This is a genomic window from Spirosoma aerolatum (assembly GCF_002056795.1).
In the GTDB taxonomy this organism is placed as follows: Bacteria; Bacteroidota; Bacteroidia; order Cytophagales; family Spirosomataceae; genus Spirosoma; species Spirosoma aerolatum.
The window spans coordinates 164,285-188,911 of the sequence record NZ_CP020104.1; the positions used below are offsets into that span (position 1 = coordinate 164,285).

The following is a 24,627-nucleotide window of genomic DNA, read 5'->3' on the forward strand; positions in this document are numbered from 1 at the left end:
CGTTATGCGTCTATTTTTGCCTTATCCTTGAGGAGTTTTTTCTCGTCAGGAGTTAACTGATCCACAAGTGCGTAGCGTTTGGTTTTGGTAATAGCCATCTCATCCAGTACGTCAACCATATTTTTGTAGGTCGATTCTTTGGTTGGTTTCACTACCACAACAAACTTATCGGCTGGAACTTTGCGGGCATTCTCCTGAATGGCCTGCCGAAATTCGTAACCGTAACCAACGGTCTTCACTTCTGGGTCTTCGTTAGCCGCTTTACCAAAGATGTAATAGGCTTTATTGTCTTTACCCAGGAAGATCGTCATAACGTTGGACGCCTTAATAGGCTCCGTTTCTTCGGTCTTTGTTTTATCTGGCACGTTGAGCGTCATCGAAGATGGTTTGCTCAGGGTGGTGGCCAAAATGAAGAAGGTAATCAGCAGGAAGCCCAGGTCAACCATCGGGGTCATATCCACCCGCGTCGACGCTTTCTTGGAGCGTACCTTACCACCATCATGTTTACCACCACCACCGCCAGTGTTAATTTCTGCCATGTTTTCTTAACAGATTCGCGTGATGAAAAATCAATTCGGTTGCAATCACTGCACGTTAGTCATCCGCTTTCCAACCTGCCGGTGGTGCTTCCGTACCAGTGATCAGGTTGAATTTGTTGATGTTTTGTGCTTGCAGCGTAGCTAAGACGTTCTTGAATTCGGGGAACTTGGCAAGGTTGTCGCCTTTCAACGCAATTCGGAGATCGTTGTTAGCCTTACGGGCGTTAAACACCCAGTCTTTCAGTTCATTTGTAACACCGGCCCCTGTCGAATCGGTAGGGATACCAGGCTGTTTAATTTTCGCCTGTTGCTCGTGCGACAGGTTAAGGAACTGCTTTAACTGAGCGATTGGCATACCGAAGTTCGACATAAGGGCGAACTCCTTCTGCTCTTTTGGTGAAAAGGTAATGCCTTTTGCCTGGGCAATGTTATCCAGCATAGCCAACCGGTGCTGCTGGTTATCAATACCAAAGTAGACTTTACCATCTCTGCCAAGACCAATGGTCATGATGTCCTTGTCAGGAACCTTAATGCCAGAAATAGACGAGGGGGTTTCGATTGTTGCGGCATCCTGCGCACGGAATTGAGCGGTCAGAATAAAGAACGTCAACAACAGGAACGCCACGTCGCACATCGCGGTCATATCTACCGTCGAACTGGCACGTTTAATTTTTACTGCTGGCATGAGTTGTTCTGTTTCGGCCTGCCTGGTTCAATTAGGCAGGTTGGTTAATTACATCAACTGCACTGGTACGGCTTAGTAGTGAGCCGCAAAGTTTTGCTGGATGCTCAGACCGATTTCGTCGATGTTGTAGGTCAATACGTCGATGCGGCTAGTGAAGTAGCTATACATGATCGTAGCGATAGCAGCTGTACCGATTCCAAGAGCCGTGTTTACCAGAGCTTCAGAAATACCCGTCGAAAGAGCAGCTGTGTCAGGTTGGCCCGTTGCACCCATGGCAGCGAAGGCCCGAATCATACCAAGTACCGTTCCAAGCAGGGCGATCAGCGTCGAAACCGAAGCCAGCGTAGCAATGATGGTCAGGTTTTTCTCCAGCATTGGCAGCTCCAAGGTAGTAGCTTCTTCAACTTCTTTCTGCAAGGCAACTAACTTTTGTTCTTTGTTCAACTCGGTATCGGTCGATAATTGCTGGTACTTCAGCAGAGCCGTTTTCACTACATTGCCGATAGAGCCTTTCTGACGATCGCACTCCTGGATAGCAGCAGCCACTTCATTGCGGTCGAGTTGGCTTTTGACTTTCCGAACGAAATCGTCAATCGAACCTGAACCGTTCGCACGACCGATCGTGAAGAAGCGCTCAATTGAGAACACTAATACGGTCAGGAAACAGGTGAACAGAATAGGTACAATGAATCCTCCCTTATACACGGTACCGAAGTAGTCGCCTGGAAGAGGTTCTTTGGTATTGTCGCCTTCCTGAAAGTGACTGCCATCACCGAAGACGAACATGTACGTCAGGATACCGATGATCAACAGAACCGGAAGGACGAACGCGGGGTTCAGACCGCCCGACGACTTCTTTTTTGGGGCTGGTGCTTTAGCGGGTGCTGGAGAGGGAGTTTGTGTTTTCATTTGAACTGGACTGTAGGGTTAAAATTTAAAAGTTGGTTTACCCGGTAAAAAAAGTGAAAAATTTAGACTCTTTCGGTTTGATCCACTAAAAATTTAGCAGAAATACCGTCGAACCTCCACAAAAATAGGTGTTTTCAATTAAAAACCACACAACGGTTTTGGTCAAATGTTTCACTTTTATTGTAATCCACCAATAAATACTTGGATATATTTCACTTGATGGTCCTGGTTGTCAGCGATTAATACAACGGATAAACTCTGAACTTAGGCCTATATATCTAAAACTCACTCCCAATAGGCTAATTCAGCCTGATAATTAAGGCGGATCGTGGATTATAAAAAAATTGTTAAGCTTGTCCATAATGCCTGAAAAACTACATCTGAAGCCTTTTACGGATAGATGCATCAACAGGGATTATTCCATAACGCTCGCTAGATTTTTTTGAAAGTTTAGATAATGTAACCAGTATGGCTTACCACTAACAGGTCAGTTAACAGATACATAGATGGGGCTATCTGGTTCAAGACAAGGATGGGCTAAGGCAGAAGGTAAGCAATGTTAGAAGCACCTACAGTTTTGGCTAACTTCCTGACAACACCATCCATGGCTAGAAAGCCACCTTTTTCAATGCCCCCTGTCGATCCTTTGAAAAGTAAAGGCGTATTACGGTATTGATACCCTAGCATCTCAGCATTGCCCTGACCATTAAAGACCGCTTTATTGCCCTCAACCCGGACAAAAATTCGTATAGCGATTTCATTACCCATGTTTTTGTATTCGGTTATGGCAAAGCCTTTGTTTTTATCTAATTGCTCGATAAAGAAACCGGACGACTCAAGACGAAAAGCAATCATGTCTACCAGCGCTGAGTCAGACAAACTACTGGTTATCTCAATGCGATTAGCGCCTTTGGGAATGTCAATTTTTTGCGAGTAAGCAGTAACAGCTAAAACGAGAAAGATAAAGGTGTACAGGTAACGTTTCATGATCAACTTGATTTCCGGCAAATATAACTTTCTGGTTATCTAACGTGGATTATGAATTGCCGGGGTCGTATGTTTTTAATCTATTAAATGACAGTCGGACTACCGAAAAATAGCCTTTGACCCTACCTATCGTTACGGCTCTGCGAGCCTGGGGAGCCACATACCCATCATTGCTCCGGCTATTCCAACAAACTGAATTGCTGTAGCCAGGAAAATTAAGGTTGAAACGAACAAGCTTAAAGCCTTTCGTTGCTTTCGCTGAGCATAGAAATAGAGTTCCAGAAGGCCGATCGAAACAGGAATAGCATAGGTAAATATGGCAAGAGCTGTTAGGAAAGGGCCAGAGAACGTTTTAGGATTAAACCCAACAGGGCCTCCATGTATCAGTAACCAGCACATCAGTTCAACTCTGAAAAGCCAGACACCATTTACCACCATAAATAGCCGTAGAGCCCAGACTCTGTGTTTATTAAATTGACGAGCTTTAGCGTAGATAAAAGAAAGTAAGGCGAAAATAATGCAATAAACCGCTTGTATACTGATGCTGATGTGTTGGATTGTATCGCCGACTGCACCGCGCGTCCAGACCATAATCAGCCCTGCTGTACTGACAATAATAGCCGTGATAATGTAAAGACGACCTAGCCAGCGATGAAATCGGGGAGCATGCCGGCGCACTGATGGAATAAATTGTAAAGGCCCGCCAATAACCAAGATAGACGCTAGCAGAACGTGTGTGCCTACTACTAGATTACCTAGCCAGTCACCAGTTACATAGCCATGCGGCAGCACGTTGTTCCATCTTTCGAAGTGGTTTTCCAGCGTGGCCTTGCCATAGAATAACAAGATATAAATGCCAAATAACCAAAGGCCGAGTGTAGTTACCCCAAACCAGCCTGTTGAAGCTATGGTTAAAATTTTGGTCGTGTTATAGAAACTTGTTTTATCAGATACAGAGATCGTTGTATTGGATGTCATGACAGAAAGGATGCTAAGGTTTGGAATAAACTTAAGCAGCGTCTTTCCGGGCGTAATTAGACAAATGTCCAATACGGATGAATGGTTATATTCTAGGGTGAGCGTTACGCGTTGTGTTGACTTCTGAGTCGGCTCAAATGCCGTTGCGTGATGCCTAAGTAAGAAGCAATGTAACGCAGGGGCACATGCTGTATAATGGTGGGTTTCTCCTGCAGAAATTTAGAGTACCGCTCTTCGGCTGTCAGGTGAGCTAAGTCGTAAAGCCGTCTTTTTTCTTCTTCCAGGTGTCTTTGTAGAATCTGAATCGTGTAGTCTTTTTGTGTCTGGCTATATTCGGCTCTTATCGATACCTCCTCCCTGTTTATTCTGAGAAGTTCACAATCTGTAATACAGTGCAGATTTTCGTTGGAAACCGTACGATTCATGAAATGGGAATACGACGTAAAAAAACGTGGTCCTTCGTTAAAATCCGTTGTTATTTCGGTACCGTCTTTATCGAGGTGGAAGTTCCTCATATAACCCGACACGATAAAATTATGATATTGGGGTATTTGCCCCGCTGGCTCAATGATCGTGTCTTTAGGAACGAAAATTGGTTTAAAGGATTCACGGATAGACGCTTTGTCTGTCTCGGGCAATACGATGATCTGTTCGATATAATTAAAAAGGCCTGTATAGTAATGTTCCATACGAAGCTGTTTGTGAGTTCTTGCCTTAACTTGTACTACGCTCACTATCGGAAATAGCCGTGATTTTATTGTTACTATGACTACTTTATCAGTAGAGATTGGCCCATCGCCGAATTACTCACGGATTCGGCCCAGACAGACATACCTCCAAAGTCATGTTTTTGACATTGGTAAAGCTACTCAAAAACATCAAAAGGGTAAGATTCGGGTGTTTCATTGTGTTAAAGCCAAATGGTGGTAAGTTCAGAAGTTATAATCAACTGTAACTTTTCATTACCAAACTAATCTAATCAAGGGTACCCTATCTTCAATGGTTAGAGGCTTTTTAAAGTAAATCCTCCATGGCCCGCTTTATTTCTTGACTAAAACAGATTACTTTTAAGTTGCCTTAGTAATCAATTTCCATAACAAGTCAAGCAATTATGTAATTTAAATCACAATTGCTGCCAATTTACATTTAACTTTAATTACCGACTTTTATGGTCAAAGCTATTGGAATCACAGTATTCATAATAAGCTTAATCGTTTCTCATACAGCCTGGACCCAGAATTCGGTTAATCGTACAGGACAATTAATTTCAGGTGGACGTACACGTACATTTTCCTATCATTTGCCAACGAATCAGCCTGAAGACGGCTTACCTCTTCTTATTGGCTACCATGGTAATTATGCGTCAGGGGCTGCATTCCAAATGTATGCAGGTCTGGATGCCGTTGCAGATAGCCAAAACTTCATTGCTGTCTATCCAGACGGGGTTATAATAGACCAAGTAGCTCATTTTAATTATTACGCTGATGATGTCCCTGGTTTTGGATCAGCAGATGACCTAGACGGGCCTAATCCAGTTGCCCCCGATGCCCCAGACGATATACTATTTACCGCTGATTTAATCGACTATTTTATAAAGACATACCATATAAATCACAATCGAGTATATGCAACTGGCCACTCAAGTGGTGGTGTTATGTGCTACTACGCTAGTGTAGCTCTAGCTTATAAAATTGCAGCTTTTGTTCCGGTTGCATCCGGTTTATGGGGAAATAAAAAGTACTTAAATGACTATTTTACGAGTAGCAAGTATATTAAGACGCCTATTCTACATGTTCATAGCGCTGGGGATTTAGCCGCTCCATTACCCATTCCATCTTATCCAAAGCCGGCGACCGACGTTTGGCCTTTGTCAACATTTGGGCGGCTAAATGGTAACAGTACGGGTACTTATTCAACCAATGTTCTCAGTGACTATGTGGATTCTTTAACCTTTTGCGGTACGGGAAAAAAAGTTATTTTACTTGTAACTAAAGATGCCACTCATGCCTGGAGTTCTCAATTTAACACAGCGCAGGTCTTGTGGGATTTCGTAAAAAATTTTCAGTTGAACTCAACTGTTGAAAACCCTCCTAAAGGATTAAATCAGATGGTTATTGCTCCTAATCCTACAAAAGGAGTAGCTCAGATCCACTTCAAATTGGCTAAACAGGAAGAAGCAACTTTATCCGTAAGTAGCCTGTCAGGGTTCCAAATATACCAGCAACGCGTCATCGGTACGGGAGAAGATCAAATAGAAAGCATTGACTTAAGTAAAGTTGCCATAGGCTCATACTTTGTTAAGCTACAAAATGCACAAGGGGTTCAAGTTAGGAAGGTTTTAAATGAATACTAGATAAAACTATAGTATAGCTACAATCGCCAGTCTGGCCTCTCTCTGACACATTGGGCGATAATAGCCCTTCTGGTTATTTCCACCAACGACCAACCGTCTGACCGATTCAGACTGGTGATCAGCAATAATTGAATACAGGTACTTATCTGGATTACATGCTACGTAGGGCACTCATGAACTTGATGGCGAAGTAGAAGTTTAGGAATTTAAAGATCGGCTGCCCTGATTCGCCTAGGCAAGTATATCAATTGTACAGTTTAACTATCGTCAACGGCCTCTAAATGAACCTAATTTTATTTATCTATACAACAAGTCAATTAAGAGCTTTCTAGGTCTTCGCAAGATAGTTTGGCACAGATAAGCATGCTCCAAAATCATTGATTTATCCTAATTTATATTGCGGATAAGTTAGGATGACCAACTACCGCTTACCGCTCTTAAAGGGTCAAAAATAGCTAGATTTTAGGGCAGTAAATGGCGAAGTTTATGTAGAAGATCTGCTTCTTACACACCAACCTGAATGATCCTTTAGGCTTCTATTAAGTGGTAAAATGATTCTTTTTATTGTTTGTACTAAATTAAATGGAGGCTCTAATAAGGGTAATTTGTGAGTAAAATAAGTGGTTACTAGCTTAATCTATTTTTGAAGAAAGCGGATAACTGTTGGGACAAACATTGTACCTAAAACGAAAAAGCCACCTATGATAAACATAAGTGGCTTTTTCGTTAAGTCGGGAAGGCGGGATTCGAACCCACGACCTCTTGCACCCCATGCAAGCACGCTACCGGACTGCGCTACATCCCGATTGGAGCGCAAAAATAGTGAATTGACTTGGATGAACAAGGAAGATTAAGAGATTTTTCTAAATTCTATGACCCCTTGTTCATCCAAGTCGATTAATCTAGTTCCTGCCAGTTCCCTGGCGGGCTGGTGGAGGAGTAGTTTGTTTCTGCTGTTGCATCGGGTTGGGGCCTTGTGGACCAAAGCCGCGTTGCTTGAACAACTGGAATCGAGTTGGTTGCGATACCCGTGGGAACGAGTTGTTCTCCGTATCAATGTCGGCAATTTCCTGGAAGGGATCAAGCGTCCATTGCGTTACTTTTTTGCTGGTTGCAATCACCTTTTTGACCGATACATCATTGAAACGCCAGATTTCGGCTGGGAAACGGGCTACCGAATCAGTACCGTCTTCAAACTGCATCCGAATAATAACAGGCATTGGTAGGCCGCCTTTGTTTTTAAGCGACAAGGTGTAATAATTCGTACCCGCGCTCTTTTCGAGGGTTGCCCGTTCCGATTCGCTAAGCGTTGCCAGGTAATCCTGGTATTTCTTCTTATCGTTTTCTGTGATGGCATACGGATCGTAGCTGTTGTAGAAATCTTTCATGGTGGAATCTTTCGCTACAACGGTTTCGGCTTTCGTGGCGGCATCCCGTTGTTTGCTGATGGTGCCCGCCCGACGCATAGCCTCTTCTTTAGCGGCTGCTTTGGTCGCAACCGGATCGCCTGAGTCAACCTGGAACCAGTCCACTTCTACCAGATCCTGATCAACGGGTTCAACACCGTAGAACCAACCTTTCCAGAACCAGTCCAGATCAACGCCCGATGCGTCTTCAAGAGTACGGAAAAAGTCGGCTGGTTCGGGAGTTTTGAACGCCCAGCGACGCGCATATTCTTTAAAAGCATAATCGAATAGTTCGCGGCCCATTACCGTTTCACGCAGAATATTGAGGGCCGTTGCCGGTTTGGCGTAGGCATTCGGACCAAGGCTGATAACGTTATCGGACGAGGTCATGATCGGCGATAAAACTGACTTGTCCGACTTCATGTAATCGGTAATGTATTGGGGCTCTCCCCGGCGGCTTGGGAAATCGTAATCCCATTCTTTTTCGGCCAGATACTGACAGAAGGTGTTCAAGCCTTCATCCATCCAGGTCCACTGCCGCTCGTCGGAGTTAACAATCATCGGGAAGAAGTTGTGGCCTACTTCGTGGATAATTACGCCAATCATACCTGCTTTGGTTTGTGCCGAATAGGTACCGTCGGCCTCAGGGCGACCCCCGTTGAACGAAATCATTGGGTATTCCATGCCGCCACCGGCTGTTGCATGGCACGAGATAGCGACTGGGTATGGGTATTTGATGGTCCGGTTGCCATACGACCGTAGCGTATGCTCAACAACGCGGGTGGAATATTGGCCCCAGAGCGGATTGCCTTCCTTAGAATAGAATGACATGCTCCAGATTTTATGTCCGTCGCCATACACATCCGTTTGCATGGCATCCCAGATGAATTTCCGGCTGCTGGCAAAAGCAAAGTCGCGGACATTTTGAGCTGCAAACACCCAGGTCTTTTTCGCTTTTGTATCACCTGGCTTGGCTTTCTCGGCAGCTTCAGCTTCGGCCTGCGTAACGATCACAACCGGCGTTTTTGAGGTAGCCGCCTGCGCCAGACGCTTTTGCTGGGTTGCGCTTAGCACCTGCTTGTAATTCTGACACTCGCCCGTAGCACCAATGACGTGATCGCTGGGAGCCGTGATGGCGACTTTATAGTTTCCGAAGATGAGCGTAAACTCACCCTGGCCTAGAAACTGCTTGTTTTGCCAGCCTGTCACATCGCTATAGGAGCAAAGACGAGGGAACCAGTGCGCAATAAAGTAGTTATAGTTACCATCTTTTGGAAAAAACTCCATACCGCTCCGACCATAATATTCGGTAACGTAGTAGTTCCAATCGACGTTGAACGAATAGCTGCCACCGGGTTTCAGGGCTGTGGGCAGATCGATCCGCATCATCGTCTGGTTGATCGTATATTTCAGGTTCGTGCCCGTTTTAGCATCCTTCACGGCCGTGATTTTGTAGCCATACTTGTCGGTGGCCTGCTGCTGGCTACGTTCACGTACAGAAGTCAGGTTCTGCAACTGGGCGAAACTCATACCGCTTTCGTTCACACCACCTGTCCGGGTAATACTCCCCGTTGAGCCTTTGGCAAATAGGTTTTGATCGAGTTGCAACCAGATAAAAGGTAGTTCATCGGTCGAATTGTTGTGATACGTAACGGTTTCCGAACCAATGATTTTCTGGTTGGCATCGTCAAGTTCGACCTTGATGTCATAATCAGCACGGTTCTGGAAATAATCTTTTCCCGGAGCACCTGCGGCCGTACGGAACGTATTGGGCGTAGGCAGCATAGGCCCGAGTTGTTCAAAACGATTGTTAGCGTTTTGGGTTGATGGAGCCGGAGCCTGGGCAAACAGCGTGGCCGACCCAAGGACAAGCCCGACTGCTACCATTACTTTTTTCATAGTATGCTTAGGTTAATAGAGATGATTAATTTCGACCACTGCCTTGCCGGGCAGGAGATGACTGACGTTGCTGCTGCATAGGATTAGTAACTGCTGCACCTGGCCCTTGCCGTTGTTTGAATAATTGGAAGCGGGTTGGCCGGGCTACGCGTGGAAATGAGTTGTCCTCGGTATTGATATCGGCAATTTCGTAGAATGGATCGAGGGTCCATTGCTTCACTTTTTTATTGGTGGCAATCACCTTTTTGACTGATACATCGTTGAAACGCCAGATTTCGGCTGGGAAACGGGCTACCGAATCGGTTCCGTCTTCGAACTCCATGCGTACAATCACGGGCATTGGAAGTCCGCCTTTGTTTTGCAGCGACAGTGTATAAAAGTTTGTGCCTGCTTCGGCTAACAGCCGCTCTTCGGCAGTCAGCGTGGCGAGGTAGTCCTGGTATTTTTTTCGGTCCTGATCGGTTACAGCATAGGGGTCATATCGGTTGTAGAAGTCGCGCATGGCGCTATCCTGCGAGACAACCGTTTGGTCTTTACTGAGTGCATCCCGCTGTTTGCTGATGGTATTCAGTTTTCGCTGGGCTTCCTTACGAGCTTCGGCTTTAGAAATTTCCGGATTTTGCGAGTCGGCCTGGAACCAGTCAACTTTTACCAGCGATTGATCGACAGGCTGTACGCCGTAGAACCAACCTTTCCAGAACCAGTCCAAGTCTACTCCTGAAGCATCTTCCATTGTACGGAAAAAGTCGGCCGGTTCGGGGCTTTTAAACGCCCAGCGACGTGCGTACTCCTTGAACGCGTAGTCGAAAAGTTCACGTCCCATCACCGTTTCGCGCAGGATGTTCAGGCCGGTAGCGGGTTTGGTATAGGCATTGGGGCCGAACGTATTCCGGGAAATATTATCCGAACTGCTCATAATGGGTACCTGCTGAGTCGAGTCGAGCTGCATATAGGGTACGATGTACTGCGGGTCGATACCATGAGCTGGGAAGTTGGCATCCCATTCGAGGCAGGCCAGCCCTTCCAGAAAGCTGTTCAATCCTTCGTCCATCCACGACCATTGCCGTTCATCAGAGTTAACAATCATCGGAAAGAAGTTATGGCCTACTTCGTGGATAACCACCGAAATCAGGAAATTTTTGGTGCCTTCTGAATACGTACCATCTTCGAGCGGCCGGGCTCCATTGAAGCTGATCATCGGATACTCCATGCCGCCCACCGGGCCATGAACGGAATAAGCAACCGGATAAGGATACCCAATGGTCCGGCGCGAATACGAACGCAGTGTATGAGCCACAAGTCGGGTCGAATATTGTCCCCAGAGCGGATTCGCTTCTTTCGGATAAAGTGACATAGCCCACACCCGTTTGCCTTCCACATTGGGTTGTAAGGCATCCCAGATAAACTTACGGCTGCTGGCAAACGAGAAGTCACGAACGTTGTCGGCTTTGTAAATCCAGGTTTTCGTGCCGGTGGGCTTGCTTTTTTCTGCTGCCTGTGCTTCGGCCTGCGTAACGATCAATACGGGATTTTCGCCCGGTTTATCACCCTTGCCTTTAGCGTCGTTCCAGCGTTTTAACTGAGTAGCGCTCAGTACCTGCGTTGGGTTCTGAAGTTCGCCGGTTGCTCCTACAATGTGGTCGTTGGGTACGGTCAGGGCTACTTTGTAATTTCCGAAGATCAGCGTGAATTCGCCTGTTCCCAAAAATTGCTTGTTCTGCCAGCCGGTCACGTCATTGTAGGCGCAAAGACGGGGAAACCACTGGGCTATTTCGTAAATATAGTTGCCATCGGCTGGAAAAAATTCATAACCCGAACGGGCGCCAACGGCTTTGACATCGACAATCTTAAAATTCCAGTCAATGGAAAAACTGACCGATTTGCCGGGGGAAACGGGCTGCGGCAGGTCGATTCGCATCATTGTCTGGTTAATAGTGTACCGTAGAGGCTTTCCTGCGGCATCCCGTACCGACGTGATCTTATGGCCGTAATCTTTCGTAGCTAAGTCTCCACCCTGATTAAGTTGCTGGAACGACATACCCCGATCGGCATTAATGCTATTTGTGCGTGAGGTATTGCCAATGGCGTCGGGCCGAAACAGGTTCTGATCGAGTTGTAGCCACAGATAGGGCAGGGCATCGCTGGAATTGTTGTGGTAAGTAATTGTTTCGGAGCCCGTTATTTTCTGGATGGCATCGTCGAGCGTGGCTTTGATGTCGTAATCGGCGCGGTTCTGGAAATAGTCCTTTCCCGGAGCGCCCGAAGCCGTACGAAACGTGTTGGGAGTGGGAAGCAATGGGCCGAGTTGCTCAAAGCGAGTGTTAGCGTGCTGGTTGCTCGGAGCTGTCGGTTGTGCCCAGGCAGATCCAGCTGAAATCGCAAAACCCGCAATCAGCAAAATTATCTTTTGCATGCGTTTAATTTTAGTTGTTGATAGCAGTGGTAAAATTAAGAAAAAACTAGTAAACGCTGTGACTGGATAGATAAGGTTTATGTAGACTATACGAATCAAGGGTGCCTAATTGGTTCAGGAAGGTAACCGGGGTGGTTTGGTGATCCTATACTGATGGCCTGTTGTGTATTGACGAATGAATCCGCGTACCGATTCTCCCAGGAAAAAGGAATATACCCGTTTGGCAAAGGCAATAAACTCGATCATCCGGTTGATTTTCCAACTTGTGAACGTAGTTAAGTGCGCATCATCGACGTAGGAAGCTAGTACGGAACGTGCTTTTTTTGAGAAAATAAAGAAGTCCTGTAGTGACCAGTACGTATGGGTACTTTTTGGGTAGTATCGTTTTATGCAGTATTGTGCATTGTTGTACAGAAGCCGGCCTTGTAAACATAAACCGAAGGTCCAGTAAATATCAGCAAAATCGGGGCGGCTATTTATTTTTTTCAGGAAAAGCTCCCGTTCAAGTATACGCTGGCGATTAAAAATTCCTCGAAACGGAATGCCGATGTTCCAAAAACACATAAGGTAAACGGCAAGTACGGGCCGGTGTGGATTCAGACGGATGCTGAATCGTCTTGGCATGTACATTCGTTGATGGCGTTGTGTGGTTAAATCAATGGTAATGATGTCGCCAAAGCTAAGCCAGGCATCGGGGTTATCGTCCAGATCCTGAACCAAGCCTGTAACGTATCCAGCCGGAAATGTGTCGTCGTGCGGCATCCACATGAAGTATTTTGCCTTGGCTTCCCGAAGTAGAAAATTATAATGATCGACCCAGTCTATTCGATCTGTAGCCCGTAAAAATCGAATACGCTTATCTCCATCGAATCGCTTTTCTAAAATGGTCAGTGTGTCATCCTCGCAATGACGGTCTGAAATCAGAATTTCAGTACCTTCAGTAGGCAGATTCGTAATGTTCTGAGTGATTATATCTAAGAAGCGATAAGACCGATACAGGGGGATCGCAATCGAAACCTTGGGTGCCGTCATCGGATAGAGTCTAGCCTAATTGGTCGATTAAAGATTGAGCAAAATAAGGCGCCGAGGTGAACTTTCCGGTGTCGACAGAAAAATAGCCATCGAACCCGTTGACGCCAATATTGTACCGATAATGAAGTAGGCTATCGGGATCGTCTATATCTGTTTCGCCCCACGAGAAAATAACACCTGCATGAGCTTGCTTTATGTCAAAATGGCGAACGCCCGGCACTAGGGCATCCAGAGCCTGTAGTGTTTCCTGTTGCCAATTTTCGGTGAGTCGTGTAGCCTGTGTTTGGTTCGACCAGTGATCGGGGGGCTGTAGTTGATCCGACCAGCCACGCAAACAGGTTGGATACCACGACAGATAGGTAAGACCGCTGGGATAGGTGACTAAATCCCCAAAAGGCCCTAAAACAATCGTATGGGATGCTACATGGGTTAATTTCTGAGGAAGATGACCTAATAAACTATGCTTGAGCCGATATACCCAAGGTTGTTTGGGATGAAGGCCTAATGACGAGTCGAGCTGTAACCGACCATCCCATAAGCAGTTAACAACAATACTCCCTTCATCGGACCAAGACTGACCTGTAATTGTGTCTCCGTTTATCCGAAAACCGACGGGTGCACGTTCAACAGTCCGAACACGTCGGTTTGGTAAGAAACGAACAAGCTGTTGTTGCAAGGTATCGATCAGAACAGGCCTTAGCAGTTGGGTTTGAATAGCTAGCTCGGGAGTTGCAATGGCTGCTTTAGCCAATAATGGATTCAGGTAGGAGGGCAAAGGCTGGCATTGGGTTAGCAATTGTGAAGGGCTATGCCCAACATAATGTAAACCTTGTTGCTGGTAGGCCTTGTAGTCAACAGCAATTCGGTCGTAATGACGTTGAAGTGTATCAACAGCGACCATAGAATCGCGATGAACAATATACGTAAATGGAGTTGAGCAAATCGACCGCCAATTGATTCGGTGGTTAGTCCATGCATCTAATAAAGGGCCAAAATGCATAGCAGACTTAAGAAGTAATGATGCTGTGCGAAAAGACGTATCATTAGCATACACATAGCCAAGATGAATTTTGGCTTCGCCCTTCATACTTGTCTGGCTAAACGGTTCCTGAGACTGATCGATCAGGGTTACCTCATATCCTTTTTTACGCAGTGCCAATGCACAGCAAATGCCTTGTATGCCAGCGCCAAGGACTAGTGCTTTATCTTTCATAGAAGAGGAGGGGGCCGCCTGACCAGTCAATCATGAACAGTCGGTCTGCTAAAATATATCTGCAAATAAAGGAATCAAAAAGCCAGGCTGTACGGATGCTGCCAGTTTACGTTATGGTTGATGTTGAATGTCGTAATTATACTCCTTGTTTTTGATTTGTAATCTTTGTTAAATTGCAGGTAACTAATTTGCCCATGTCTGCTTAAAATGCTTTTTACCAGCTTTGAATTTTTTATACTGGTAGTTATCACCTTTGTCCTCTATTATTTACCTCTTCTGAATCGGTGGCAGGTACTGATACTCATTGTTGCCAGTTTAGTATTCTATTCAGTTAATCAGGCAAATTTGCTCTGGCTATTATTGCTTTCTGTAAGTATCAATATTGTATCGAGTTATTGCGTCATTTATGGGCGTACCGATCTGCGCCAATTTCATGCCATCTGGGGCGTAGTGGCTAATCTAAGTATTCTGTGTTTCTTTAAATACGGACCCTTGCTAAGCCGTACATTCTTATCGCCCGATAGCTCACTGGCCGAAACACTGGTTGCCTTACCCTTGCCGGTTGGGATTTCATTTTTTACCTTTCAGGGTATAAGCCTGGTTGTCGATACCTATCGCTACCGCGATGTTCCCCAGTTTCGGTCATTGATCGTTAAAAACTGGGCGCAGCATGCACAAAACGTCTTCTTCTTCAAAGCCTTTTTCCCCCAGCTAGTTTCTGGGCCGATTGTGAAGGCGCACTTTTTTCTACCCCAGATCAGCCCTAAATTCCTTTCCAACATCAAATGGGATGCTTGCTTTCGGGCCTTGGTAGTCGGCTATTTCTTAAAGACAGTAGTTGCCGATAACCTGAAAGATTACACAGCCCTCATTGCTTATCCCTATTTTGAAGGCTATTCGTCGCTTACCCTAGTAGGTTTACTTTTTGGTTACTCAATGCAAATTTTTGCTGATTTTGCAGGCTACTCATTAATTGCCCTGGGCCTTGCCGGATTGTTTGGGTACGATTTTCCGATAAACTTCAACTTTCCTTATGTAGCGGTCTCGTTCTCTGATTTCTGGCGACGCTGGCACATTTCCCTGTCGAGTTTCCTACGCGAATACCTGTATATCCCTTTGGGCGGAAATCGGCATGGGGACTTCCGTACCTACCTGAATTTGATGTTGACGATGGTATTGGGTGGGCTTTGGCATGGTGCAGCCTGGAGTTATGCGGTCTGGGGATTTGCACATGGGCTGGCGCTGGCCGTTGAGCGGTTTGTCGATCATCGGTTTGTTTCGAAGCCAGGCGCTATGTCACAGATTGGTAGGGGTATACTCGTATTTGGTTACGTAACCTTATTATGGCTGCTCTTTAAATTGCCCGATTTCAATCACGTAATCGCTTATTGCCAGGCATTGGCTAGTAATGTTCATAAGCCTCATGATATGCGTGCGTTGGGGCTGATCGCTTTGTATTCGCTACCCGTAATTGCTTACCATGTTCATTATTTGGTTCAGGAGCAAGTAGCCCATTATCAGTCGGTTCGTTGGGAGTTTGTGGGGTATGGACTCATGCTTTTTTTAGTGATTACGAACGCGGGGTCGGAGGGGGTGTTTATTTATTTTCAATTCTAATGGTTCGGAAGGCAGTACTTACAACGCTACTACTCCTGCTGCTATACAGTCTGTTTATTTATGCTTTTCAGGAGCATATTCATCGTACGGGCCTGACTGTTCAACAGAATAACATTGTCAAAGCCGAGGAGTTCCTTTACGAAAACGGACAGAAGGCCGACACGATTGTGGTGGGCTCGTCGATGAGTAATCGATTGCTGTTTGATAGTCTGCCGGGTCATTATTACAATCTGGCACTTGAAGGATTGTCGTCAGCCGATGGACTCGGCCTGATTGTGCAGGCAAAGCATCGACCACGACTGCTGTTGATTGAAACGAATAGCATGGATCGTTTGCCTGATACGGCTTTCTTTGCTGCTCTGACGAAACCCGCCTTGCGTGTTATTCGGAAGTACCTGCCATTAACCCGATTGAAGTATCAGCCCGTCGGTGTTGTAAAAGCGTTGTTTCGTGATTGGAGGGCAGAAAAGATACCAGCAGGGGCAACCGAAGCCATCGATACTGCCTTCGTATCCAAATTGATTCAGGCCCGTTTGGTGGATATGAACCGGATTCCGCCTGAGAATGAAATGCAGGCAAAGATCGATGTATCGGCGGCCTCTATTAGAAGCTTGCAGGAGTCTGGAACACAGGTGATTTTCTTTGAAATGCCTACCGATCCAAGGGTGCGGAACACCATCCTGTCGGGGCGGGTTCGAAAACTGGTGGGATCGACGTTTCCTGAGTCTGCTTATCGTTACATTCAATTTCCCTCAGATTTTTACCAGACAACAGACGGGGTACACTTGCCATTGACCGAATGCGCTCGATACACGCGCTATCTGTATACGCAGTTGAGCCGGGCGACGGTTCAGTTGACAGAAGTTCGGTAGCGATGCCTACTTCCCCTGCATAAACTCATGCAAATACTCATTGTTGATAATGAGTGATAAGGCCATTCCGGCTACAACTCCTGAAACGATCAACACCCACCGCAATCGACGACTTTTGACAATATCGAGCAGGAAGTAGGCGACTGCCAAAACAAGACTGACGATAACCAGTTGCCCAAGTTCGAGGCCGATATTAAAGGCCAGTAAGGGCTGGACGATAGCCGCTTCCCGGCCGAGTAAACTGCGCAGGTAGTTGGAAAAGCCCATCCCATGAATAAGTCCGAACGATAGAGCCAGTATATATCGGCCAATAGGGGTGGATGATTGACTGATAACCGGGCCTCGGGGCTTTGATTCCCGAAAAAAGAAGTTTGTAATGGCCGTGATTAGAATTGTGATCGGGATCAGCAATTCAATCAGTTCAGTCTTGTACTTAATGAGTTGTAAAGTAGCCAGGGCGAGCGTAATGGAATGCCCAATAGTAAAGGCCGTAACCAGAATTAGAACCTGTCGCCACTGCTGAACCGTATAAACGGCACACAAGGCTATAACGAAAAGAATGTGGTCATATCCGCCTGGGTCGGTAATATGATCGAATCCTAAACGGAGGTAGATTAGAAAGTCTTCCATACTTATTCTTTAAACCATTCAGCGTACATGACGTAGTTGTTGGCGGTCCGTTTGAAGATTTCGGCCTGCTCGGGCGAAACGGCTTTCAGGAAGCGGGCCGGATTGCCTGCATAAATGGATCCGGGAGGGATAATGGTGTTCTGGGTAACAATAGCACCAGCCGCTACAATACTGCCTTCGCCCACGACGGCGCCGTCCATCACGATAGCCCCCATACCAATCAGGACGTTATCTTCCAGCGTACAGCCGTGTACAATGGCATTATGCGCAATGGAAACGTAATGGCCAATCGTCGTTTTGAATCGTTGGTACGTGCAATGAATGACGGCCCCATCCTGAATGTTGGTCCGGTCGCCAATGGTAATGGCGTTGACATCGCCCCGAATCACGGCGTTGAACCAAACCGTACAGTCGCGACCCATGGTCACATCACCCACGATGGTTGCATTATCGGCAAACCAGCAGTTTTCGCCAATTTGGGGCGTATTTCCCCGAACAGATTTAATCAGTGCCATATTGCAAAGATAATGGCTATCGGTTCTGTTCGACGAATACGATCACGTCAGTTGCATTCGTGTGTAGGCCAGCCAATGGCAAAGGAGCCGTAGCCGCCATGATGACTTATACTGACCGGAATAATCATTGATTGGCTGTCTGATTGTGCAACGATCAAATCAGGAATCCCATTAGCCTGTTGGCTGAGGAGAATATCGGATGCCGGAACGGACAATTTCCAGGAACAATACTGAAGGAGCTTTTGTCGAACCTGAACTGATTGATACAAACGAGCTGTACGATCGAGATGAATGGTTTGCTGTTGAACATTAGAAGAGTTGGCTACTGAAAAGGCTAAACTGGCTATATAGGTTGACGTGAGTATGGTTTTTGCCTGGTAAGTAAGTTCATAAAAAACGCTGCCCGTTGCTTCGGTTTCGGTTATAGCAGTAAGTTGGCAGCTAATTTTCTGGGGTGCAAAACGACGAAGACTGGTTTGGCGGAAATTTGCTTTATAGGCACTTTCCTTCATGCTCCACAACAACCAGACCATCCGTTCGGGATCGTCTGCCGTGTTGATCAGGTATTGCTCATGGGCAGTGAAAAGTTTTTGGAAAAAGCCTTTTCGTTGCCAGTTGCTTTCCTTTCGGGCCTGAGTCAGGTCAACGATGTCGTTGCCGATCATTTGGCTTCCAGCTTCTGCCTGATAATCTCAATAGCCGACCCAACGGTCAGCATTCGCTCCATCGACTCATTATCGATTTCAATATCGTAGGCTTCTTCAACATCCAGCGCAATATCTACTAGATTTGCCGAGTTGATTTTCAGGTCTTTAATGAAGTCAGTGTCTTCGGTCAGATTCTGAAACGCCTGTTCGTCCTGAACGTAGGGCTTTACAATTTTTTTGAGCGTTGCAATGAGTTCTTCTTTGTTTTCCATGATCTTATCGGGAACTGATAGAACACGGATTTTTATGCTTCTTATGATTTACACAGAGTATATTAAATCATAAGAAGCATAAAAATCCGTGTTCTATTCAAGGTTAAATTTTTTCAAAATCGCACAGGCATTCACATCCCCAAAACCAAAGTTTGCCTTCGCAATGACCTGAACATCCTTATGAATTAGCTGTTGGGGTATTTTGTCGGAATCGATCAATGACTCGATTTCAGGATGAATAGTTTCGGAATTGATGGAGGGATAAATAAATCCATAACGTAGCTCTAACACCGATGCCACACATTCAACACTACCAGCCGCGCTCAGGCAATGTCCCACCATTGATTTCAGTGAGTTAATATAGGGAAAATCCTTTCCGCGTCGACCCAGCGCGTCGCTCCAGGCACTTACTTCGGCTGGGTCTTTACTCGTTGCTGTTAAATGCCCGTCGATGACATCGACAGCTGATGGCGGAATTTCGGCTTGTTCCAGCGCTTTCTGAATACATCGACTGACAGCAATGGGGTTTGGCGCCGTCATCGTGCCCCCGCTTCGTTGCCCACCTGAGTTGACATGCCCACCCAGTACTTCAGCGTAGATAGTAGCGTTTCGGGCCAATGCACTTTCCAGTGATTCCAGCACCAGCGCACCTGCACCACTGGCTGGTACGAATCCACTGGCGGTGGCACTCATTGGTCGTGACCCCTGCTCGGGCGTTTGGTTGTATTGATAGGGGAGTACGCGCATGGCATCGAACCCACCCCAGATATACGGACCATGATCGTTGCAACTGCCTGCCAGCATCCGTTTCGCCTGACCCAATGCAATGCGGTCGTAGGCTATCAGAAGCGCTTCGGTACCTGTGGCACAAGCCGATGAATTGGCGCTGATCTGATTGCCGCAACCCAGCATACCGGCCAGATACGCACTAACCCCGCTAGTCATGGTTTGTACAACAGCGGTACTACCCAACCGCCTGACCTGTCCCTGATCGACTTTATAAATGGCTTCCCGGATTTTATCGATGCCTAAAATGCCCGTACCGAACATGATGCCGCTCTCCCAATCAGGCTCGTCGTTGGCAATAGGCAAGCCTGCGTTTTGCCAGGCTTCCATTCCGGCAATAACCCCGTAAATAATACCGCTGCTATTGAGCTGATGAAGTTGTAACTCGCTAAAGTATTGATGCTTATGCGTTTCGGTTATGGGTGGGATCCCCCCAATCTGGCAGGAAAATTTCAGATCGGCCAACTCCTGATGAAAGGTAATCCCACTGCGGCCTGCTTTGATTGCCTCCAAAAAGTTGGGAACACCAACGCCATTCGGAGCGACAATACCCAAACCTGTGATAACAACTCGGCTACGCATAACTTTTGGGTTTCATCATTCCGGCAATAGTGCCCCGGCAAACCAATTCGCCGTTACTATTTAGCATTTCAACCTTACACTTTAACTTATGAAACCGGAAATAGTCTTTTGTGGATCGAACGGTAACGGTTTCGGTGGGGAAAACCGGCCGGAAAAAATCGATTTGCGTTGAGGTAAGCGCAATTTCTACCTCGTTGCTCAGCGCATCGGTTACTAAAAAGATTCCCAGACAAACCACACCAATCTGGGCCATCACCTCGGTCAGGATAACACCGGGCGTTACGGGCCTATCTGCAAAATGGCCCTTATAAAACGTCGAATCTTCGGGAAAGGTGTAACTGCCTTCTACCCCATTTTCATCAACAGAATGCAGTTTGTCGACAAACAGAAACGGTTTGCTGTAGGGTAATCGGGCGATGATCTGGTCGAAGTGCTGCAAGGGGTTGGTTTATTGAAGGTGTTCACCACCCGTCACTGGAATAAGGGCTCCATTGATCCAGGCGGCTTCATCTTTACACAATAGATACGCAACATTGGCGATGTCGGTTGCCTGAGTCGTTCGGGCAAATGGATTTCGTTGCTGGCTATACGCAAGCAAAGCGTCGGCCCCCGGAATCATACGCAAGGAAGCTGTATCGGTAACGCCTGCCAGAATGCAGTTGGACCGGATACCTAATGGTGCCAGTTCCAGGGCAATACTTCGGGAAATGGCTTCCAGGGCGGCTTTGGCCGCCGAAACAGCCGCGTAGTTTTTCCAGGCCCGTTGGCTGCCTTCGCTCGTAAAACTAATCACGCGGGCGTCGGTTGTAAAAAGGTTGGCTGAGAGCAAGGCTTTGGTCCAGTCGTACAGGCTAATGGCCATCGCGTCAATAGTTAACTGAAAATCGTCGTGCTGAAGTACCGGCTGGTTTTCGGCCAGCATTGGTTTCAGATTGCCTTTGGCAAGGCTGTGGATCAGAGCACGTATCTTTCCCTGTTTGCCAAGTTGCTCGGTTAATTCACCAATAACGATGGCCCGTTTTTCGGCATTTGTTGCGTCCAGATTATACGACCTAATTAATATGTCATTGGCCTGCATTTGATTAAACTCGGCTTCAACGGCGGGCTGGTCTGCCTTTCGGGTACGATGTATGATGCAGAGGTTCATGCCGTGCCGTGCCAGTTTGTGCGCCGTAGCAAGCCCTAATCCCGAACTGCCGCCCAGAATAACGCCCCAATAATTCAGTCCATCAAATTCCTTTACCATCGTAGTAGAACCCGTTGCGCTGAAAAGCCTGGTCCAAAACTAAGCATCAGCCCATACGAATCTTTTTCCGGCTGGCGTTCCATAAACCGCTCCAGCACGTAAAGTACCGTTGCGCTCGACATGTTGCCGTACAGGCGCAGCACTTCTTTCGTATCATCAATATTCTTATCCAGTTTCCCAAAAAGCTCCTGTACGACTTCCACAATTTTACGCCCGCCCGGATGGAAAATCAGGTGAGAGATTTGTTCGATAGCCAGTTTGTTTTTTTCTAGAAATGGGAAAATAATATCCGAAAAATGGGCGGCTATGGTTTCGGTAACGGACTTGTCGAGAACCATTTGCAAGCCCGTATTGGTCAGATCGAACCCCATTAGGTGGGTAGCATCGTAAAAATGATACATTTCCTCGGCCAGAATTTCCGGGCCGGGATCGTTGTCATGCGAAGAGAGTAGTACACAGGCTGCGCCATCGCCAAAAATAGCTGCGCTAACGATGTTTGCCATCGAATAATCGTCAAGCTGAAAGGTCGCCGTTGGGGATTCGACAGCCAGCAAAGCGGCTCGCTTTCCCGGATTGGCTTTCAAAAAATTCTTCGCGTAAATAATGCCCGAAATACCAGCCACACAACCCATTTCGGTAACGGGCAATCGCACAATATCCTGCCGCATCTGCATACTGTTGATCAGATACGCGTCGAGCGAGGGAATCATAATGCCTGTACAACTGACCGTTATCAGGAAATCGATGTCGGTAATGACCCAGTCGGTTTTGGCTAATGCATTGGTCAGTGCGGTTTCGGCCAATTTGATGGATTCGCGGGCATAGAGGGCATTTTTTTCTTCAAAGGAAGTTTTTGAAAATACCTCTGTGGGTCCCATAATGGAGTACCGTCGGTCGACAGCCGCGTTTTCAAAGATCTTTTTGACCTTGCGCTGAAACCGCGAATCCTGGCCCGCCAGCCACTGGTCCAGAAAGGGTAAAATATCGGAGGTGTCCCGCCAATTGGATGGTAAGGCTTTTGCTACTGACGTAATTTTTACTGACATAGGTTTTTAATAATCCATTGATAGCGAAAAGCCCATTTCCAGCGAATACGGTAATTGGCTAGCTGAAGTTGCCGGGAATAATTTTCCAACTCGTTTTTTTTAAAACCTCGTAAAATGGAAATGAGTCCATCTTCTCTTGAAAGATCGTTGAGCTGGAAAACGAAGCAAATCAGTTGGAACAATCGATAGGCCAGCGCACTCCGGTGCAAATCATTTATAACGATACCCAACCGGGCTTTGTTTGCCAGCAAGGCCATTAGTGAGAGAATGTCGGCATCCGAAAAATGATGTAACGTCAGGGTACATACGGCAATATCGTATTGGAGGCTGGCGAACCTCTTGTCGAACACATTCTGAACGGCATACGAAATGGTCGGGTAATTTTTGGAGCAGAGCTGCGCATGAGCAATGGTGTCGGGGTTCGCATCGATGCCCAAGATATTGATTTTCAGCCTTTCATGGTTGGCGTAATCAGCAATGGCCCGGCACATATCCCCGTTGCCACAACCAATGTCGATAATGGTCAGTGGTGTAGTTGAGGGGCAGTATTGACGTAAATAGTGAATACCATCAAGCGTAATTTTATTACCGCCCAACCACCGATTGATGACTGCAATTTTATCTAGTGCGTCGCGCAAATCAGTGCCCGCCAGGTCAAAATCGTCCAGCGCTTCTTCCTGACTCGTACGGTGTGAGGTATCTAAGGGCATCTGTTATGAATAATGTAAAATGTAAAATGAATTTCGTGCTGTCAGATGCTTTCATCTGACACAGTGAGGTTTCTCAAAACCGACACCATAGCGCCACCATAGTAGCATTATCCATTTTACATTACCCATTATCCATTAATTTCCCATGGGTTTGTTTAATGATCAATGGCAAAAGGCTGGGTGTCAGTTGCAGGCTTTTTAGCATAACTGATGTAGCCAGGGGATGTTGCAAAACGGATTGCAAAAGCCGCCCGGCGGTTAATCGATTGGTAAACTCGTTTCGCCAGGCAAGAGCATAACTTTTTTCCAGAGCTGCTCGGTCTTTTAGTTGCCTATCAAAATAAGCAATAATCCGTTCCGATACCAATTTAGCACTATGAATTGCCATAGCCATACCGTTGCCGCACAAAGGATGAATAAGCCCGGCGGTATCACCGCACATTAATAGATGAGTGTCGACAGGTTGTTTGGGTGCAAATGAAATCTGGCTGATAACCAATGGTTTGTCGAAGGCGAGTTCGGCGTTTGAAAAGAAATGGGCTAAGTGCGGATTCTGCGACAGGACCTGACGTTGAAACGTGTCGATGTTTTTATGGGATTTAAAACTCTCGTAGGTAGCCAGATAACAGGCATTGACAAGGCCGTTTTCGACCTGACATAGCCCACAGTATCCACCATGAAAGTTATGCAACGATACCAGTCCTTCCGGGAAATCAGCTTTGTAGTGGGCTTTTACACCCAGCCAGGGCGACTCTTTTTGGATAAAGGCCCGGTTTAATTGTTTGTCCAGCAATGACCGCTTCCCATAGGCCCCAATAGCGATTTTGGCCTGGAAAACGTTGCCCGAAGCTGTTTCGATGGTAAATGCATCCGTAGTCTTCTGAAGAGAAACGCGTTTTACTTCGTCCTGAATGATCGTTACACCCGACTGAATAGCTTTTTGGGCCAGGTGACTATCCAATGCATACCGACTTACCGAAAAGCCGCCTAAAGGTAAATCGCTCTCAATCGTACTGCCCGATACGGTACTGATTGAAAAATGACTGATTCGTGCCGGATTTAATTCATCCACCGAGATGCCCAACTGGTGTAGATAAGGTAGTACTTCGTTGGATACGTATTCGCCACAAACCTTATGATGCGGGTATGCCTGTTTCTCAAACAAGATCACACGCAGGTTATGCCGGGCCAGATGAATGCCCGCTGTCAATCCCGCCAGACCACCACCAATAATCACTATGTCGGCATCGGGTAGCATGGGGTGAAGTGATTGGGTGACGGATTGATTGG

General features: G+C 46.5%; 23 protein-coding genes and 1 tRNA gene. 3 read left to right on the forward strand and 21 right to left on the reverse strand.

Features of this window, described 5'->3' with window-relative positions:
• Window positions 1–2 precede the first annotated feature (2 nt).
• From B5M13_RS00695 to B5M13_RS00720, 6 genes are all read right to left on the reverse strand, one after another.
• Window positions 3–539, reverse strand: coding sequence for an ExbD/TolR family protein (locus tag B5M13_RS00695; protein WP_080053835.1), 537 nt, complete (start codon window positions 537–539; stop codon window positions 3–5).
• Window positions 540–594: 55 nt separating this feature from the next.
• Entirely contained in the window at window positions 595–1,224 is a 630-nt protein-coding gene (locus B5M13_RS00700) for an ExbD/TolR family protein (protein ID WP_080053836.1), read from the reverse strand.
• 72 nt (window positions 1,225–1,296) lie between these two features.
• Window positions 1,297–2,133 (reverse strand): MotA/TolQ/ExbB proton channel family protein, encoded by an 837-nt coding sequence (locus B5M13_RS00705; protein ID WP_080053837.1) that lies wholly within the window; start codon window positions 2,131–2,133, stop codon window positions 1,297–1,299.
• Window positions 2,134–2,670: 537 nt separating this feature from the next.
• Entirely contained in the window at window positions 2,671–3,120 is a 450-nt protein-coding gene (locus B5M13_RS00710; protein WP_080053838.1) for a hypothetical protein, read from the reverse strand.
• 132 nt (window positions 3,121–3,252) lie between these two features.
• The gene (locus B5M13_RS00715; RefSeq protein WP_080059743.1) at window positions 3,253–4,098 is read right to left on the reverse strand and encodes a DUF2306 domain-containing protein; all 846 of its coding nucleotides are present in this window, start codon (window positions 4,096–4,098) and stop codon (window positions 3,253–3,255) included.
• Window positions 4,099–4,202: 104 nt separating this feature from the next.
• Complete coding sequence (locus B5M13_RS00720) at window positions 4,203–4,787, reverse strand: Crp/Fnr family transcriptional regulator (RefSeq protein ID WP_080053839.1); 585 nt, start codon at window positions 4,785–4,787, stop codon at window positions 4,203–4,205.
• Between the two features lie 479 nt (window positions 4,788–5,266).
• On the opposite strand from B5M13_RS00720, the gene B5M13_RS00725 reads away from it, so the two are divergent.
• On the forward strand, window positions 5,267–6,451 hold the full coding sequence (locus B5M13_RS00725) for a T9SS type A sorting domain-containing protein (RefSeq protein ID WP_080053840.1): 1,185 nt from the start codon (window positions 5,267–5,269) through the stop codon (window positions 6,449–6,451).
• A 731-nt stretch (window positions 6,452–7,182) separates the two neighbouring features.
• On the opposite strand, the gene B5M13_RS00730 is transcribed toward B5M13_RS00725, so the two are convergent.
• The 5 genes from B5M13_RS00730 to B5M13_RS00750 all read right to left on the reverse strand — a co-directional run bounded on the left by B5M13_RS00730 (window position 7,183) and on the right by B5M13_RS00750 (window position 14,414).
• Window positions 7,183–7,256 (reverse strand) — tRNA-Pro (locus B5M13_RS00730).
• Between the two features lie 97 nt (window positions 7,257–7,353).
• A complete protein-coding gene (locus tag B5M13_RS00735; RefSeq protein ID WP_080053841.1) occupies window positions 7,354–9,756 on the reverse strand; it encodes a M1 family metallopeptidase in 2,403 nt (800 codons plus the stop codon).
• Window positions 9,757–9,781: 25 nt separating this feature from the next.
• A complete protein-coding gene (locus B5M13_RS00740; protein ID WP_080053842.1) occupies window positions 9,782–12,169 on the reverse strand; it encodes a M1 family metallopeptidase in 2,388 nt (795 codons plus the stop codon).
• A gap of 114 nt (window positions 12,170–12,283) precedes the next feature.
• Window positions 12,284–13,201: a glycosyltransferase family 2 protein gene (locus B5M13_RS00745; RefSeq protein WP_080053843.1), complete on the reverse strand. Its 918-nt coding sequence runs from the start codon at window positions 13,199–13,201 to the stop codon at window positions 12,284–12,286.
• Between the two features lie 10 nt (window positions 13,202–13,211).
• Window positions 13,212–14,414, reverse strand: coding sequence for an FAD-dependent oxidoreductase (locus B5M13_RS00750; RefSeq protein WP_080053844.1), 1,203 nt, complete (start codon window positions 14,412–14,414; stop codon window positions 13,212–13,214).
• Window positions 14,415–14,621: 207 nt separating this feature from the next.
• Here B5M13_RS00750 and B5M13_RS00755 point away from each other — a divergent pair, with 207 nt between their 5' ends.
• Both B5M13_RS00755 and B5M13_RS00760 read left to right on the forward strand, forming a co-directional pair.
• The gene (locus B5M13_RS00755; protein WP_080053845.1) at window positions 14,622–16,031 is read left to right on the forward strand and encodes an MBOAT family O-acyltransferase; all 1,410 of its coding nucleotides are present in this window, start codon (window positions 14,622–14,624) and stop codon (window positions 16,029–16,031) included.
• Window positions 16,031–16,903: a hypothetical protein gene (locus tag B5M13_RS00760; RefSeq protein WP_080053846.1), complete on the forward strand. Its 873-nt coding sequence runs from the start codon at window positions 16,031–16,033 to the stop codon at window positions 16,901–16,903. The genes B5M13_RS00755 and B5M13_RS00760 overlap by 1 nt, the downstream gene beginning before the upstream one ends.
• Before the next feature lie 6 nt (window positions 16,904–16,909).
• On the opposite strand, the gene B5M13_RS00765 is transcribed toward B5M13_RS00760, so the two are convergent.
• The 10 genes from B5M13_RS00765 to B5M13_RS00810 all read right to left on the reverse strand — a co-directional run bounded on the left by B5M13_RS00765 (window position 16,910) and on the right by B5M13_RS00810 (window position 24,595).
• Entirely contained in the window at window positions 16,910–17,533 is a 624-nt protein-coding gene (locus B5M13_RS00765; RefSeq protein ID WP_080053847.1) for a HupE/UreJ family protein, read from the reverse strand.
• Between the two features lie 2 nt (window positions 17,534–17,535).
• Window positions 17,536–18,048 (reverse strand): gamma carbonic anhydrase family protein, encoded by a 513-nt coding sequence (locus tag B5M13_RS00770; RefSeq protein ID WP_080053848.1) that lies wholly within the window; start codon window positions 18,046–18,048, stop codon window positions 17,536–17,538.
• A 47-nt stretch (window positions 18,049–18,095) separates the two neighbouring features.
• Window positions 18,096–18,713, reverse strand: coding sequence for a 4'-phosphopantetheinyl transferase family protein (locus tag B5M13_RS00775; RefSeq protein ID WP_080053849.1), 618 nt, complete (start codon window positions 18,711–18,713; stop codon window positions 18,096–18,098).
• Window positions 18,710–18,967, reverse strand: coding sequence for an acyl carrier protein (locus B5M13_RS00780; protein WP_080053850.1), 258 nt, complete (start codon window positions 18,965–18,967; stop codon window positions 18,710–18,712). Before B5M13_RS00780 ends, B5M13_RS00775 begins: the two co-directional genes overlap by 4 nt.
• Before the next feature lie 93 nt (window positions 18,968–19,060).
• Window positions 19,061–20,335 (reverse strand): beta-ketoacyl-[acyl-carrier-protein] synthase family protein, encoded by a 1,275-nt coding sequence (locus tag B5M13_RS00785; RefSeq protein ID WP_080053851.1) that lies wholly within the window; start codon window positions 20,333–20,335, stop codon window positions 19,061–19,063.
• Window positions 20,328–20,774: a 3-hydroxyacyl-ACP dehydratase FabZ family protein gene (locus B5M13_RS00790; protein ID WP_080053852.1), complete on the reverse strand. Its 447-nt coding sequence runs from the start codon at window positions 20,772–20,774 to the stop codon at window positions 20,328–20,330. The genes B5M13_RS00785 and B5M13_RS00790 overlap by 8 nt, the downstream gene beginning before the upstream one ends.
• A gap of 9 nt (window positions 20,775–20,783) precedes the next feature.
• A complete protein-coding gene (locus tag B5M13_RS00795; protein WP_080053853.1) occupies window positions 20,784–21,581 on the reverse strand; it encodes an SDR family oxidoreductase in 798 nt (265 codons plus the stop codon).
• On the reverse strand, window positions 21,575–22,627 hold the full coding sequence (locus B5M13_RS00800) for a type III polyketide synthase (protein WP_080053854.1): 1,053 nt from the start codon (window positions 22,625–22,627) through the stop codon (window positions 21,575–21,577). The genes B5M13_RS00795 and B5M13_RS00800 overlap by 7 nt, the downstream gene beginning before the upstream one ends.
• The gene (locus B5M13_RS00805; protein ID WP_080053855.1) at window positions 22,618–23,337 is read right to left on the reverse strand and encodes a methyltransferase domain-containing protein; all 720 of its coding nucleotides are present in this window, start codon (window positions 23,335–23,337) and stop codon (window positions 22,618–22,620) included. The genes B5M13_RS00800 and B5M13_RS00805 overlap by 10 nt, the downstream gene beginning before the upstream one ends.
• 121 nt (window positions 23,338–23,458) lie before the next feature.
• The gene (locus B5M13_RS00810; RefSeq protein ID WP_080053856.1) at window positions 23,459–24,595 is read right to left on the reverse strand and encodes an NAD(P)/FAD-dependent oxidoreductase; all 1,137 of its coding nucleotides are present in this window, start codon (window positions 24,593–24,595) and stop codon (window positions 23,459–23,461) included.
• Window positions 24,596–24,627: the final 32 nt, after the last annotated feature.